At 39.3% G+C, this 15,228-nt stretch carries 15 protein-coding genes; 9 read left to right on the top strand and 6 right to left on the bottom strand.

Translation table 11 applies throughout. The features are described from left to right. Window position 1 precedes the first annotated feature (1 nt). Entirely contained in the window at window positions 2-1,138 is a 1,137-nt protein-coding gene (gene nagA, locus PVK63_RS00245) for an N-acetylglucosamine-6-phosphate deacetylase (protein WP_130048075.1), read from the bottom strand. 400 nt (window positions 1,139-1,538) lie between these two features. Here nagA and nagE point away from each other — a divergent pair, with 400 nt between their 5' ends. Together nagE and glnS are read left to right on the top strand one after the other, a co-directional pair. Continuing rightward, the gene (nagE, locus tag PVK63_RS00250) at window positions 1,539-3,029 is read left to right on the top strand and encodes an N-acetylglucosamine-specific PTS transporter subunit IIBC (RefSeq protein ID WP_130043112.1); all 1,491 of its coding nucleotides are present in this window, start codon (window positions 1,539-1,541) and stop codon (window positions 3,027-3,029) included. Between the two features lie 175 nt (window positions 3,030-3,204). Beyond that, the gene (glnS, locus tag PVK63_RS00255) at window positions 3,205-4,863 is read left to right on the top strand and encodes a glutamine--tRNA ligase (protein ID WP_130048074.1); all 1,659 of its coding nucleotides are present in this window, start codon (window positions 3,205-3,207) and stop codon (window positions 4,861-4,863) included. 74 nt (window positions 4,864-4,937) lie between these two features. Here the strand turns inward: glnS and fcrX are convergent, their stop codons facing one another. Beyond that, window positions 4,938-5,381 (bottom strand): ferric iron uptake transcriptional regulator FcrX, encoded by a 444-nt coding sequence (gene fcrX / locus PVK63_RS00260; protein WP_060990432.1) that lies wholly within the window; start codon window positions 5,379-5,381, stop codon window positions 4,938-4,940. A 181-nt stretch (window positions 5,382-5,562) separates the two neighbouring features. On the opposite strand from fcrX, the gene PVK63_RS00265 reads away from it, so the two are divergent. Then, complete coding sequence (locus tag PVK63_RS00265; protein ID WP_130048073.1) at window positions 5,563-6,027, top strand: hotdog fold domain-containing protein; 465 nt, start codon at window positions 5,563-5,565, stop codon at window positions 6,025-6,027. A 53-nt stretch (window positions 6,028-6,080) separates the two neighbouring features. Here the strand turns inward: PVK63_RS00265 and fldA are convergent, their stop codons facing one another. The 3 genes from fldA to PVK63_RS00280 form a co-directional block, all read right to left on the bottom strand. Next, complete coding sequence (gene fldA / locus PVK63_RS00270; protein ID WP_130043115.1) at window positions 6,081-6,608, bottom strand: flavodoxin FldA; 528 nt, start codon at window positions 6,606-6,608, stop codon at window positions 6,081-6,083. A gap of 58 nt (window positions 6,609-6,666) precedes the next feature. Continuing rightward, window positions 6,667-6,888 (bottom strand): DUF2788 domain-containing protein, encoded by a 222-nt coding sequence (locus PVK63_RS00275; protein WP_130048072.1) that lies wholly within the window; start codon window positions 6,886-6,888, stop codon window positions 6,667-6,669. Window positions 6,889-6,975: 87 nt separating this feature from the next. Further along, entirely contained in the window at window positions 6,976-7,752 is a 777-nt protein-coding gene (locus PVK63_RS00280; RefSeq protein WP_130048071.1) for an alpha/beta fold hydrolase, read from the bottom strand. Between the two features lie 94 nt (window positions 7,753-7,846). Here PVK63_RS00280 and seqA point away from each other — a divergent pair, with 94 nt between their 5' ends. The 3 genes from seqA (at window position 7,847) to PVK63_RS00295 (ending at window position 10,927) form a co-directional block, all read left to right on the top strand. Then, on the top strand, window positions 7,847-8,395 hold the full coding sequence (gene seqA, locus PVK63_RS00285; protein WP_130043118.1) for a replication initiation negative regulator SeqA: 549 nt from the start codon (window positions 7,847-7,849) through the stop codon (window positions 8,393-8,395). Between the two features lie 36 nt (window positions 8,396-8,431). Beyond that, window positions 8,432-10,078 carry a phosphoglucomutase (alpha-D-glucose-1,6-bisphosphate-dependent) gene (pgm, locus tag PVK63_RS00290; RefSeq protein ID WP_130043119.1) on the top strand — a complete coding sequence of 549 codons (1,647 nt, stop codon included), beginning with the start codon at window positions 8,432-8,434 and terminating at the stop codon, window positions 10,076-10,078. Window positions 10,079-10,171: 93 nt separating this feature from the next. Beyond that, complete coding sequence (locus tag PVK63_RS00295; protein WP_130043120.1) at window positions 10,172-10,927, top strand: Nif3-like dinuclear metal center hexameric protein; 756 nt, start codon at window positions 10,172-10,174, stop codon at window positions 10,925-10,927. Between the two features lie 112 nt (window positions 10,928-11,039). Here PVK63_RS00295 and PVK63_RS00300 read toward each other — a convergent pair whose 3' ends face one another. Next, window positions 11,040-12,329, bottom strand: coding sequence for a citrate synthase (locus tag PVK63_RS00300; RefSeq protein WP_130043121.1), 1,290 nt, complete (start codon window positions 12,327-12,329; stop codon window positions 11,040-11,042). Window positions 12,330-12,721: 392 nt separating this feature from the next. On the opposite strand from PVK63_RS00300, the gene sdhC reads away from it, so the two are divergent. From sdhC to sdhA, 3 genes are read left to right on the top strand one after another with little or no spacing between them, the layout of a single operon-like run. Continuing rightward, on the top strand, window positions 12,722-13,117 hold the full coding sequence (gene sdhC, locus PVK63_RS00305) for a succinate dehydrogenase cytochrome b556 subunit (RefSeq protein ID WP_207215661.1): 396 nt from the start codon (window positions 12,722-12,724) through the stop codon (window positions 13,115-13,117). After that, window positions 13,111-13,458 carry a succinate dehydrogenase, hydrophobic membrane anchor protein gene (sdhD, locus tag PVK63_RS00310; RefSeq protein ID WP_130043122.1) on the top strand — a complete coding sequence of 116 codons (348 nt, stop codon included), beginning with the start codon at window positions 13,111-13,113 and terminating at the stop codon, window positions 13,456-13,458. Before sdhC ends, sdhD begins: the two co-directional genes overlap by 7 nt. Next, complete coding sequence (gene sdhA, locus PVK63_RS00315; protein ID WP_130043123.1) at window positions 13,458-15,224, top strand: succinate dehydrogenase flavoprotein subunit; 1,767 nt, start codon at window positions 13,458-13,460, stop codon at window positions 15,222-15,224. Before sdhD ends, sdhA begins: the two co-directional genes overlap by 1 nt. Window positions 15,225-15,228: the final 4 nt, after the last annotated feature.

A 15,228-nucleotide genomic window follows, 5' to 3' on the forward strand; every position in this document is an offset into this window, starting at 1 on the left:
ATTAACTTTGCTCGTATTGTCCGTTAACAACAGTCGCTTTTACATTGAAGTCACGATCAAAGATAGCAAGGTTAGCAACCATGTTCTTTTTGATTCGGCCAAGTTTATTATCCACACCAATTGCTTGAGCTGGGTATAACGTTGCCATACGTAAAGCTTCATCTAAAGCGATTCCAACGTGCTCAACTGTATTCTGAACTGCTTCAATCATAGTCAGAGCTGAGCCGCCTAATGTGCCATTTTCATCAACACATTTACCATCCTTGTAATATACTTTCTTACCAACAAAAATAAAGTATTCCATGTCAGCACCTGCAGGAGCTGTGGCATCGGTCACTAATACTAGCTTTTCTTTCTTTATTTTGTGTGCAATACGGATGTTTGCATAGTCAACATGGAAGCCATCAGCGATGATCCCAGCATAAACTTCTGGCGTATCATAGATAGCGCCGACAACACCAGGTTCACGACCAACCATTGGTGTCATCGCATTAAATAAGTGTGTAGCAAATGTGATGCCTGATTCAAACCCTTGGCGAGCTTCTGCATAAGTTGCATTAGTGTGGCCTATTGAAACAACGATACCTGCTTTATGAAGACGCTCAATATGCTCAGGGTCGTTTTGCTCTGGTGCCAGTGTTACTTTAGCGATTAAATCAGCGTTATCACACATTAATTGAATCATGTCTGTGTCTGAATGACGAATATGATCAACGCTATGAATGCCTTTTTTCATCACGTTTAGGTATGGACCTTCAAGGTGTAGACCTAGTGATTGGTTTTGGTATTTGTTGTGGTATTCGCGAGCGGCTTCTATTGATGCGCGCATATCTTCATCAGAGGATGTGATTAATGTTGGCAGGAAGCTTGTACAACCTGATTTTAAGTTTGCTTCGTGCATGATTTGCATGGTTTCGGCTGTGATTTGATCATTCAGCATTACACCGCCGCAGCCATTAAGCTGAAGGTCAATAAATCCAGGGCTTAAAATTGCACCATCAAGATCTTTTAATTCGATACCTTCAGGCAATTCTGTGGTTGGACAAACGGCTTCGATCTCTGTTCCATTGATAATAACAGAGTGGTCAACAAGAACGTCGTTACCAGTATAAACTTTACAGTTTGTTAGCGCATACATAGCTGAATCCTTTGGTTATAATTTATAGTACGAAAAAAATAATAACTTTTTTCGTTGAAATTTTTAAGCAAGTGAAAATAGAACTGCTTACTGAGCGGCACACTCAAGTTACCTAAATGTTACGTTCAGTAATGACAAAGTTTGGCGTTTAATTTGCCAAATTTTATTCCTAATGTTTTATTCTTTTGAATGATAAAATAAGTTTTATGATCTCGCTAGCAAAAACCCCTAAATATTCCCTCCACAGGTGATAGTGATCACAATTAGCTTGCTTTTAATTTGCGGAGCGAAATTAATCCCTTACACTGACCCTGTTTATAACGAGTAGCGAAATAAGTTTATAGTAAACAAACAGCGCTGTTCAAAAAAAATCTAAAATCCTTATAGGGGGAAACTAAAGGTGAATATTTTAGGATATTTTCAAAAAGTAGGTAAAGCACTGATGGTACCAGTTGCTACATTACCTGCAGCAGCAATTTTAATGGGTATTGGTTACTGGATTGACCCGGTAGCTTGGGGTGGCAACAGTGCACTAGCAGCGTTTTTAATTAAAGCTGGTGCGGCTATCATCGACAACATGTCTGTACTGTTCGCAGTCGGTGTTGCTTATGGTATGTCTAAAGATAAAGACGGTGCAGCAGCACTTTCTGGCTTTGTTGGTTTCCTAGTTGTTACTACTCTTCTTTCACCAGGAGCAGTAGCTCAAATTCAGGGTATTGATCCTTCTGCAGTTCCTGCTGCATTTAGCAAAATCAATAACCAGTTTGTAGGTATCCTAGTTGGTATCGTATCTGCTGAGATCTACAACCGTTTCTCTACGGTAGAACTGCATAAAGCACTTGCATTCTTCTCTGGTAAACGTCTTGTACCTATCCTTACTTCTTTTGCAGGTATCTTAATTGCATTTATTCTTATGTACATTTGGCCTTCAATTTACGGTGGCCTAGTACATTTCGGTGAATCAATTCAAGGTATGGGTTCTGTTGGTGCTGGTATCTATGCATTCTTCAACCGTCTACTAATTCCAGTTGGTCTTCACCATGCACTTAACTCAGTGTTCTGGTTCGATGTTGCTGGTATTAACGATATCCCTAACTTCCTAGGTGGCGCTAAGTCTATCGCTGAAGGTACAGCAACTGTAGGTGTTACAGGTATGTACCAAGCTGGTTTCTTCCCAATCATGATGTTTGGTCTACCAGGTGCAGCATTAGCTATTTACCATACAGCTAAAATTGAGAACAAAGAAAAAGTAGCAGGTATTATGATTGCTGCTGGTTTCGCATCATTCTTTACGGGTGTTACAGAGCCACTAGAGTTCTCATTCATGTTCCTAGCTCCAGGGCTTTACGTACTTCACGCAGCATTAACAGGTATCTCAGTATTCATCGCGGCATCTATGCAGTGGATTGCAGGTTTCGGTTTCTCTGCAGGTCTAGTAGATATGGTTCTTTCTACTCGTAACCCTCTAGCTGTTAATTGGTACATGCTAATTATCCAAGGTATCGTATTCTTTGCAGTTTACTACTTCGTATTCCGCGCTGTAATCGTTAAGTTTAATCTTAAGACTCCAGGCCGTGAAGATGACGATGAAGAAGAAAGCTCAGTTCGTGGTTCAAAAGAAACTGGTGAACTAGCGAAACAATACCTTAAAGCTCTAGGTGGTCACGAAAACCTAGAAAACATCGATGCTTGTATCACTCGTTTACGTCTAACTCTTAAAGACACTAGCGTAATTAGCGAGAAGCAACTTAAAGCTCTAGGTGCAATGGGTGTGGTTAAACTTGGTTCAAACAACGTTCAAGTTATCCTTGGTCCTCTTGCTGAAATCGTAGCTGGCGAAATGAAAAAAATCCCAGCTTCTGAAGACCTAACAGCAGTTGCATTACCATAATTATTGAGTAATTAGCTCAAAATAGACAAGCCGCTCTCCTTAGAGCGGCTTTTTTTATGGAAATAAAGAAACTATTTGATTCTATATATTGAGTATTGGCGCATAATTGTGGATCATAGGGAGATATGAACAATCTGTTCTTTCTAACAATACTAATACCAATGAGGTGCTTTAGATGAGTGAAACTGAAACTCGTCCTACCAACTTTATCCGTCAAATCATTGATGAAGACTTAAAGTCAGGTAAACATTCCAGTGTCCATACTCGTTTCCCGCCAGAGCCAAATGGCTATCTGCATATCGGACACGCAAAATCTATCTGTTTGAATTTTGGTATTGCACAAGATTACCAGGGACAGTGTAATCTACGATTTGATGACACTAACCCTGAAAAAGAAGATATTGAGTACGTTGAGTCTATTAAGAACGACGTAAAATGGTTAGGCTTTGATTGGAGTGGTGATATTCACTATTCTTCAAATTATTTTGATAAATTATACGATTACGCTGTAGAACTTATTGAAAAAGGTTTGGCTTATGTTGATGAGCTAACATCAGATCAAATTCGTGAATACCGCGGTACGTTAAAAGAGCCAGGTAAAAACAGTCCATACCGTGACCGTAGTGTAGAAGATAACCTTGCGTTATTTGAACAAATGCGTGATGGTAAATTTAAAGAAGGTACGATTTGTCTTCGTGCAAAAATCGATATGGCTTCTTCATTTATCGTAATGCGTGATCCTGTTATTTATCGTATTCGTTTCGCTTCTCATCATCAAACGGGTGATAAGTGGTGTATCTACCCAATGTACGATTTTACACATTGTATTTCGGATGCGCTTGAAGGCATTACCCATTCAATCTGTACGTTAGAATTCCAAGATAACCGTCGTTTATACGATTGGGTATTGGAAAATATTACGATTGACTGTCAGCCTCGTCAGTATGAGTTTAGTCGCCTAAACCTAGAATATACGATCATGTCTAAGCGTAAGCTAAACGAGCTGGTAACTGAGAAATTGGTTAATGGTTGGGATGACCCTCGTATGCCTACGGTTTCTGGTTTACGCCGTCGTGGCTTTACTGCTGCTTCTATTCGTGAGTTCTGTAAGCGAATTGGTGTAACTAAGCAAGAGAATATGATCGAGTTTGGTTCATTAGAATCGTGTATTCGTGATGATTTAAATGAGAACGCACCTCGTGCAATGGCGGTACTTGAGCCTGTTAAAATCGTAATTGAAAACTACGAAGAAGGTAAAGTTGAGACGCTTAGTATTGCTAATCATCCTAACAAACCTGAAATGGGCAAGCGTGATGTTCCATTTACACGTGAAGTATACATTGAACAAGATGACTTCCGTGAAGAAGCGAATAAAAAGTACAAGCGTTTAGTTCTTGGTAAAGAAGTTCGTCTACGTGGTGCTTATGTTATTCAAGCGAATCGTATTGAAAAAGATGAAGCGGGTAATGTGACGACGATCTTCTGTAGCTACGATGATGAAACGCTAGGTAAGAATCCAGCTGACGGCCGTAAGGTTAAAGGGGTGATTCACTGGGTATCAGCAGATAAAGCGTTACCAGCAGAAATTCGTTTGTATGATCGTCTGTTTAATGTACCAAACCCTGCAGCGCTAGAAGATTTTTCAGAGAGTATTAATCCTGAATCATTAGTTGTAATGAACGGTTTTGTTGAACCGAGCTTAGCAACGGCAGAAGCAGAGGCTGGTTATCAGTTTGAGCGTACAGGCTATTTCTGTATTGATAACAAAGATTCTAAGCCAGAAGCTCTTGTATTCAACCGTACAGTAGGTTTACGTGATACTTGGGAAGGTTAATCCTGACTAAGTGATTAATTGATAATAAAAAACCAGCAGAAATGCTGGTTTTTTTATGACTAAAATTTACGGTATTAACCGTTATGAGCGTCATCATTATCAATACAATCACCAGTAATGCAGTGGCCGTATAGATATAAACTGTGATTAGTTAATCGAACATTGTATTTTTTTGCGATCTCTTTTTGACGTTCTTCAATCATTTCATCAGAGAATTCGATTACTTTACCGCAATCTAGGCAAACTAGGTGGTCATGATGGTGCTGAGTTGCTAGTTCAAAAACGGATTTACCGCCTTCGAAGTGGTGACGAGTAACAATACCTGCGTCATCGAATTGGTTTAATACGCGGTATACGGTAGCAAGACCAATCTCTTCACCAATATCGATTAATTTTTTATATAAATCTTCTGCACTAATGTGTTGGCAATCTGGTTGTTGTAGCACTTCTAAAATTTTAAGGCGCGGTAGAGTGACTTTTAAACCGGCTTTTTTTAGTGCTTGGTTGTTATCTGACATCGACTTTTCCTGTATTGACATTCTGCATCGATTTTTTGTGCAGTTTTAATAACTTAATTATAGGGAACATTCAATCCAGTTGATACCTTATCTGTACGATCTCTTACAAAAAAATAGATGTTGATCTTTTGTTAATGAATAAATTATGATGAGGTCCGACCAGAATTAAGGATTGATCAATATGTATAAGTACTTTACCCCAAAAATTGTTAGAAGGGCACTTAATATTTGGCCACCATTTTGGGGCGCTGGGATCTCAATCGCAAATATTTCATCAAACTTTCAAGAGGTTAGTGTTATTTTGAAAGACCGATTTTGGAATAGAAATGCGAATAGAACTCAATATGGAGGTAGCATTTTTTCGATGACCGATCCTGTGTTTTCATTCATGTTAATGGGGATTCTAAGAGAAGAGTATTTTGTATGGGATAAACAGTCAGAGATTGATTTTATTTCACCAGGAACCACCGACTTATACGCACATTTTGTGATATCTGATGGGCAGTTAGCAGAAATAAAACAAGCAACAAAAGAGGGGGAGAAGCATTTTCCACAATTTGAGGTGTATATATATGATAAAAAAGGAAAGGTGGTAGCAAGAGTGAATAGAACGTTATATGTGAGAAAAAAACCACAATTTAGATAATGCTCTCTATCTATTTTAAGAGATAAGTAGAGAGCATTATAAGAACTAGGATATTAGTCTTCTAGTTCAGCAAGACACATTTCTTCATGGATTTGATTTACCCATGCAGTTACACGTGCTTCAGTCAACTCTGGTTGGCGATCTTCATCAATGCATAAGCCTACGAAGTTATTTTCATCAACAAGTGCTTTTGATGCTTCAAATTCATAACCTTCTGTTGGCCAGTAACCGATGATAGTACCGCCTTTTGCTTCTACGATATCACGGATATTACCCATCGCATCACAGAAGTATTCAGCGTAATCTTCTTGATCACCACAGCCAAAGATGGCTACCAGCTTAGTCGAAAAATCAATACCTTCTAGTTCAGGGAAGAAATCATCCCAATCACACTGAGCTTCACCGTAGTACCATGTAGGGATACCTAAAAGAAGAAGATCGAAATTATCAATATCTTCTTTACTACTTTTTGCAATATCTTGAACATGAACTAGCTTTTTACCAAGCTGTTTTTGAATCATCTTGCCAATAGCTTCAGTGTTGCCTGTATCGCTACCAAAGAAGAGTCCTACACTTGCCATATAATAAATACCTGTATTTGTCTGTATTAATTAAAAAGAGATGTTATTAAATCAGTACTTAACTAAGGCCTGTGCCTTCCCAGCTTAGCTGAATAATTCCTTTCGCAACAAAACCTGCGCACCCTAAAAAGAGAACAAGCCAAACAATTTTTCGGCCAAAAGGAGGGACATTTGCTTGTTTAAGAACATCTTTGATAGCCATACCAATAAAAAAAAATATTGAGGCAAACAGTAAATCTAAACCAATAGACTCAATGAGATCAAAATGTTCATATAGCATGAATCACCTTTATTCTAGGTTAGCGATCGAAATCTGATCGAATAATTTGGCAAAACTATACCATAGCTTTGCTTTGGTTGGTATGGATTATCTTTTACCAACTTTTTCAATAAATCGATTTATGATTCGGTAAATGGTTTCTGGTTTTTCTGCATGTAACCAATGACCGGTACCGCTTACTATATGGGCCTTAGCATTTGGAAATTGTGCCATTATGTTATTTTGGTGCTCGGGGAGAATGTAGTCAGAATTCTCTCCTTTTACAAATAGGACATTGCCTGTGAATGGAGTGATGTTATTCCAACCAATTATATGATGATAGTTTTCCAATAAAGCAGCAACATTAAAACGAAGAGATAGAAACTCGTCTCTTTTATATAACGATTTACTTAAAAATTGACGAACACCTGGCTCTATAATGGAAGTAGCAAGTAGTGCATCGGCTTCTTTTCTCGTTTTAGGTGGCGATTGAATAACTTGGTGTAACCCAGCAAATACAGCATCGTGTTTTCGTTCAGGGTAAGAGATAGGAGCCATATCTAATACAATTAGCGACTTAATTAGATCTGGTTTTTGATCTGCTATAGCCATTGCTACTTTTCCGCCCATAGAATGACCAATAATATGAGCTGATGAGATTGATAAATGAGCGAGTAATTGGATAACATCAGATGCAAGCAAAGGGTAAGAGTGATCTTCTGAGTGGAAAGAAAGTCCATGATTACGAAGATCAATGCTGATCACTCGATATTGATTTTCGAGCTGTCGAGCAAGTAAACCAAGGTTATCTAAGTTACCAAATAAGCCATGTATTAGGATCAAAGGATCCCCATTTCCTTGTTCTTTATAGTTAAGCTGCTTCATTTTTCTTTTTTGTGATAGGTTTGTCGTAGAGTATCACGATTATACAATGTATAATCGTGCCTTCATAAATAGATTATAGAATACGAACCATATAATGAAGACAATTGAAGTAGACGAAGAACTATACCGCTTTATTGCGAGCCAAACTCAACACATCGGTGAAAGTGCCTCTGATATTTTACGTCGCCTCTTAATGCAATCATCTCCTTTAGACTCTGTTATTTCTGTATCAACACCTGTTGAAGTTCAGAAAAAAGGCATTGTAGTCAGTAAAGATGCAGGTAAAGAGACATCAGTAGATCGCGTTAAAGCGGTACGTACCTTATTAATCTCTGATGAATTTTCAGCATTAGATAAAGCAATTGATCGTTTCTTAACGGTGCTTTCAGAATTATATAAAATTGACTCAAAAGCTTTCTCTGAAGCGACAGAAGTTAAGGGAAGAACTCGAGTTTATTTTGCAGACAATCAAGACACATTGATTGCAAGTGGTAAAACAACTAAGCCTCGTGAAATTAACGGCACTCCATTTTGGGTTATCACAAACACCAATACTAATCGCAAGCGCCACATGGTTGAATTGTTGATGGAGCGTATGGGTTTCCATCATGATTTGACAGAAAAAGTGTGTGCGGCGATTTAATTTTTTGAGTCATAATTTGTCACAAGGAATCGTCAAATGGCTATACATCCTCGCGCTGGGCAAAAAGCTCAGCAAGAAGATTTACACAATATCCCAGCATTAGTTTCTAATTATTTTTTACTAGAGCCTAATGCATCTAATCCAGATCAAAAAGTGCAATTTGGTACTTCTGGTCACCGCGGTACATCTGATAAAGCAAGTTTTAATCAGCATCATATTTGGGCTATTGCTCAGGCTGTTGCTGATGTACGTAAAGAAAATGGCGTAACAGGGCCGCTTTTTTTAGGTAAAGATACGCACGCTCTATCTGAGCCAGCATTTACCTCTACCATTGAAGTGCTTGTGGCTAATGGTGTTGAAGTTATTATTCAAGAAGATAATGGTTACACTCCAACGCCAGGTATCTCTCATGCAATTTTAACTCATAATATTCAATCTGATAAAAAAGCAGACGGTATTGTAATCACCCCTTCGCATAATCCTCCTCAAGATGGTGGGATCAAATATAATCCGACACATGGTGGCCCAGCTGAAGGCGAGTTAACTACGGCTATTGAAGACCAAGCAAATGCTTATATCGCGAATGAGTTGAATGGTGTGAAACGCATTGCGATCAATGAAGCAATGAAATCTGATCTGGTTAAGCAGGTGGATTTGGTGAAGCCATATATTGATGATCTTAAAAATGTTATCAATATTGATGCTATTCAAAAAGCGAATCTAAAATTAGGTGTAGATCCATTAGGGGGCTCAGGCATTGAATACTGGCGTCAAATTGGTCAAGCATTTGAGTTGAACTTAACACTCGTAAGTGAAGCCATTGATCCATCATTCCAGTTTATGTCGTTAGATAAAGACGGTGTAGTGCGCATGGATTGTTCTTCGCCTTATGCAATGGCGGGTTTGTTATCATTAAAAGATGATTACGATTTAGCGTTTGGTAATGATCCTGATTATGATCGTCATGGTATTGTAACGCCATCAGGCTTAATGAATCCAAATCATTATTTAGCGGTATGCATTGATTATTTATACCGTAATCGACCAGAGTGGAAGCCAGAAGTTGCTGTTGGTAAAACATTAGTATCTTCAGCGATTATTGATAAAGTCGTTGCTGATCTTGGACGTAATTTATGCGAAGTTCCAGTTGGCTTTAAGTGGTTTGTTGATGGACTGTACAATGGCAGTTTAGGCTTTGGTGGAGAAGAGAGTGCAGGAGCATCTTTCTTACGATTTGATGGTACACCTTGGTCAACAGATAAAGATGGTATTCTTTTATGTTTACTTGCTGCTGAAATTACCGCGGTAACAGGCATGAACCCACAAGAATATTACAATAAACTTGCAGCTCAACACGGTGAATCAAGTTACAACCGTATTCAAGCAGTAGCAAATAAAGCGCAAAAAGCAGTATTAAGCAAATTATCTCCAGAGATGGTTTCTGCTACAACGCTTGCTGGTGATGAAATTACGGCTCGATTAACGCATGCTTCAGGTAATGGTGCTGCGATTGGCGGGTTAAAAGTGACAACTGAACATGGCTGGTTTGCTGCTCGTCCATCAGGCACAGAAGAGATCTATAAGATTTACTGTGAAAGCTTTAAAGGTGCAGAGCATTTAGCATTGATTGAGCAAGAAGCTCAAGAAATTGTAAGCAACGTATTTAAAGACGCAGGCTTGTAATTTTTTAACATTATTAGGTTAATGGTACTTAAAGCAGCGCATGTCGCTGCTTTTTTATTATTGTCAGAATTTAAGATAAACAGGTAGGTAGTAGTGAATAATTTTCAGTTAGAGCAGCTATTAAATAAAGAACTTAACCCTCAGTTAATTAAAGATTATTGCCCAAATGGATTACAAGTCGAAGGCAAGCCTGAAGTAAAAAAAATAATTACAGGTGTAACCGCTTCACAAGCATTAATTGATGCTGCAATCGAAAAAAATGCCGATGCATTGTTAGTTCATCATGGTTATTTTTGGAAGGGTGAAAGTGAGTCAATTAAAGGAATGAAAGGTAATCGTATTCGTTCGTTAATTAAAAATGATATTAACTTATTGGCTTATCATCTTCCTTTAGATATTCACCCAACACTTGGTAATAATGCTGAATTAGCACGTTTATTTTCGATTGTAAATGTAGAAGGCCTAGAGCCAACGCCTCAATCTATTTCAATGAAAGGAGAGTTTGAGGTTGCATTATCTGGTAAAGAATTAAGTTTACGAATAGAACAAGTATTGAATAGAACCCCTTTACATATCACCCCTGATGTTGATAAAGAAATAAAAACAGTCGCTTGGTGTTCAGGTGGTGGGCAGGACTATATTGAACTCGCAGCGCAGCAAGGCATTGATGCATTTATTTCAGGTGAAATTTCAGAAAGAACAACCTATATAGCTCGAGAATTAGGAATTCATTATTTTGCCGCGGGTCATCACGCGACTGAGCGCTACGGTGTAAAAGCCTTGGGTGAATGGTTAGCGAAAGAGTACGGTTTTGATGTTGAATTTATTGATATCGATAATCCAGTGTAGAATGATATGAATATAAATACGTTTTTTTAGCGTCGTAATAAAAAAGGTTGATGCATTAGCACCAACCTTTTTTTGTTTATAAGACTAATTAATTTCAGTGTTTAAGAATTAATTATTCACGTTCATGAAGAGGTTTAAACTCACGAAGTTCTTCACCGGTGTAAAGCTGGCGAGGGCGACCGATACGGTTGCTTGGGTCACTGTGCATTTCACTCCAGTGAGCAATCCAGCCAACAGTACGAGACATAGCAAAGATAACGGTAAACATAGACACAGGAATACCAATCGCTTTTAGGATGATACCAGAGTAGAAATCTACGTTTGGATACAGTTTCTTCGATACAAAATACTCATCCGAAAGTGCAATTCGCTCTAGTTCCATCGCGACATCTAACAGAGGATCTTTGATGTTTAGCTCTTTCAATACTTCGTGGCACGCTTCACGCATTACCGTTGCGCGTGGATCGTAGTTTTTGTAAACACGATGACCAAAGCCCATTAGACGGAATGGGTCTTCTTTATCTTTTGCTTTTGCAACGTATTCATCAATGTTATCAAGAGATCCAATCTCTTCAAGCATACGTAAACATGCTTCATTTGCACCACCGTGAGCAGGCCCCCATAGAGAAGCGATACCAGCAGCAATACATGCGAACGGGTTAGCACCAGATGAGCCCGCTAATCGCACTGTTGACGTTGAAGCATTTTGTTCGTGATCAGCATGCAGAGTAAAGATTTTATCCATAGCACGAGCAACAACAGGGTTTACTTCGTATTCTTCACATGGGTTTGCAAACATCATGTGTAAGAAATTTTCCGCGTAAGTCAGGTCGTTACGTGGATAAATAAACGGCTGACCGATTGAGTATTTGTAACACATTGCTGAAAGTGTTGGCATTTTTGACAGAAGTCTAAATGCCGCAATTTCACGGTGCTCATCATTATTAATATCTAGTGAGTCGTGATAGAAGGCAGCGAGTGCACCAACCACACCACACATTACTGCCATTGGGTGAGCATCACGACGGAAACCATGGAAGAAACTTGAAATTTGCTCATGCACCATAGTATGGCGAGTCACAATATCTTTAAATGTTTCGTACTCTTCACGGTTTGGAGCCTGACCATTTAAAAGGATGTAACACACTTCTAAATAATCAGCATTATTGGCTAATTGATCGATAGGGAAACCGCGGTGTAATAAAACACCTTTATCACCGTCGATATAAGTTATTTGAGACTCACAAGATGCAGTGGCAAGGAAACCAGGGTCAAAGGTAAAGTAACCATTGGCTCCTAATGTACGCACATCAATCACTTCAGGACCAATTGTTCCATCCATGATCGGCATGTCGATAGGCGCTTGACCTTCAATATGAAGTGTTGCCTTTTTATCTGCCATAACATTCTCCTTTTGTTATATTTTTATTCTATCCCGGATATGAGAGTGACAACTTTGTACCCATTACACGGGCTAATGTCAATTATTGTGCGCTTATGTGTGCACTTGTTTATATTTTTAATGAAAAAAAAGTTAATTTTCTGTGGTGTGATGTAAGTATTATTTATAGGTTTGTAATCAGATGTTTCACATCGTATACTGCGGCAGAGTTTCTGGTCTGTCCCTTATTTTATATAGGGTTAGCGTGATTTACATCTACTTATAAATAGAGTGCGGTTTAGTAATTAAGCAGCATAAAGAGATGTCGCTCACAACGAAAGTTGCGAAAATGTTAAATTTTCATGATTTTTGATAGATCGGAGGTATCTATAACAATAAAATGCTCAATGGAGCTGAGTGAGCCCCTTGTGAAAGTTAAAAAGTCAAGACCTGTCAACCTAGATCTACAAACGATCCGTTTTCCTATAACGGCTATCGCCTCAATTGTGCACCGTGTAAGTGGTGTGATTACTTTTGTTTCTGTTGGAATATTGCTTTGGTTGCTCAACCTATCGCTTTCTTCTCCTATTGGATTCGCACAAGCTGCTGATTATATCGATGGCTTTTTTGTGACATTCATTATGTGGGGAATTCTAACAGCCCTTGCTTACCATATTGTGGTAGGTGTTCGTCACTTATTGATGGACATGGGATATTTTGAAGAGCTTGAGTCTGGTACTCAAAGTGCCAAGGTTGCGTTTGCAATTACGGCTGTATTATCTCTTTTAGCAGGAGTATTGGTATGGTAGCTAACGTATCTTCATTTGGTCGTAATGGCGTACACGATTTTATATTAATTCGTGCTAGTGCGATTATCCTAACCCTCTACACCCTATATATTGTTGGCTTCTGTGCTTTTGGCCCAGATCTAACTTACCTATCATGGACAAACTTCTTTGGCAGTTTATTCACGAAAGTATTTACGATGCTTGCTCTTTTTTCAATCTTGATTCATGCATGGATTGGTTTATGGCAAGTACTGACTGATTATATTAAACCTGTCATGTTGCGTGCTCTGCTTCAGCTTGGTTTAGTGTCAGTGTTATTAGGATATTTCTTCTCTGGTTTAATAATAGTGTGGGGTGTGTAGTGAGTATTCCTGTTAGAGAATTTGATGCCGTTGTAATTGGCGCTGGTGGTGCAGGTATGCGAGCTGCATTGCAAATTTCTGAGCAAGGCCTATCTTGTGCATTGCTTTCTAAAGTTTTCCCTACTCGTTCTCATACGGTTTCTGCGCAAGGTGGCATTACTGTTGCTCTTGGTAACGCGCATGAAGACCATTGGGAACAACACATGTATGACACAGTAAAAGGTTCTGATTATATCGGTGACCAAGACGCTATCGAATACATGTGTAAAAACGGCCCAGAGTCGGTTATTGAATTAGAAAAAATGGGATTGCCTTTTTCTCGTTTTGAAAACGGTACAATTTATCAGCGCCCATTTGGTGGTCAGTCTAAGAATTTTGGTGGTGAACAAGCTGCACGAACAGCTGCTGCCGCGGACCGTACTGGTCACGCGCTTCTTCATACGCTTTATCAGCAAAATATTAAGCATAAGACGACGATCTTTTCTGAGTGGTATGCGCTTGATTTGGTAAAAAATGAAGACGGTGCAATTTTAGGTTGTACTGCGCTTTGTATGGAAACGGGTGAAGTTTGTTACTTTAAATCTAAAGCAACCATCCTTGCTACTGGTGGTGCAGGTCGTATTTACGCATCAACAACGAACGCACACATCAATACTGGTGATGGTGTAGGCATGGCGATTCGTGCTGGTGTTCCAATGCAAGATATTGAAATGTGGCAGTTCCACCCAACCGGTATTGCAGGTGCAGGTGTACTTGTAACGGAAGGTTGTCGTGGTGAAGGTGGCTATCTATTAAATAAAGATGGTGAGCGCTTCATGGAGCGTTATGCTCCAAATGCGAAAGACTTAGCGGGTCGTGATGTTGTTGCTCGTTCAATGATGGTTGAAATTCGCGAAGGTCGTGGTTGTGATGGTCCTTGGGGTCCACACATTAAATTGAAATTGGATCACCTAGGTAAAGAGACGCTTGAATCACGCCTACCGGGTGTATGTGAATTGTCTCGTACCTTTGCTCATGTCGACCCAGTTAAAGAGCCTATCCCAGTAATCCCAACCTGTCATTACATGATGGGTGGTGTACCAACACAAGTTTCTGGTCAAGCGATTAAGCAAGATGAAAGCGGTGCTGATGTCGAAGTTCAAGGCCTGTTTGCTTGCGGCGAAATCGCATCTGTATCTGTGCATGGTGCAAACCGTTTAGGTGGTAACTCGCTGCTAGATTTAGTGGTGTTTGGTCGTGCAACAGGGCTACATTTAGGTGAAACTCTGAAGAAACAAGCAGAAGCTAAACCAGCAACTGAAGCAGATATTGAAGCATCACTTGAGCGTTATAATCGTTGGGAAAATAGCACTGGCGGTGAAGATCCTGTTCAAATCCGTAAAGACTTACAGCAATGTATGCAAAATAACTTCTCAGTATTCCGTGAAGGTGATGCAATGGCAAAAGGCCTTGAAGAGCTTAAAGTGATTCGTGAGCGTCTAAAAAATGCTTACCTTGCCGATAAATCAACAGAGTTTAATACGCAGCGTATTGAGTGTTTAGAACTTGAAAACTTAATGGAAACGGCATTCGCGACAGCGGTAGCAGCAAACTATCGTACAGAGAGCCGCGGTGCGCATGCTCGATTTGACTTCCCTGAACGTGATGATGCGAATTGGCTATGTCACTCAGTGTATAACCCTGAGACAGAATCAATGAGCAAACGTGGTGTAAACATGGAGCCAATCCATCGTGAAGCATTCCCACCTAAAGCACGTACGTACTAAAAGA

Origin of the sequence: Aliivibrio sp. S2TY2 (assembly GCF_028765525.1) — a bacterium.
GTDB lineage: Bacteria > Pseudomonadota > Gammaproteobacteria > Enterobacterales > Vibrionaceae > Aliivibrio > Aliivibrio finisterrensis_A.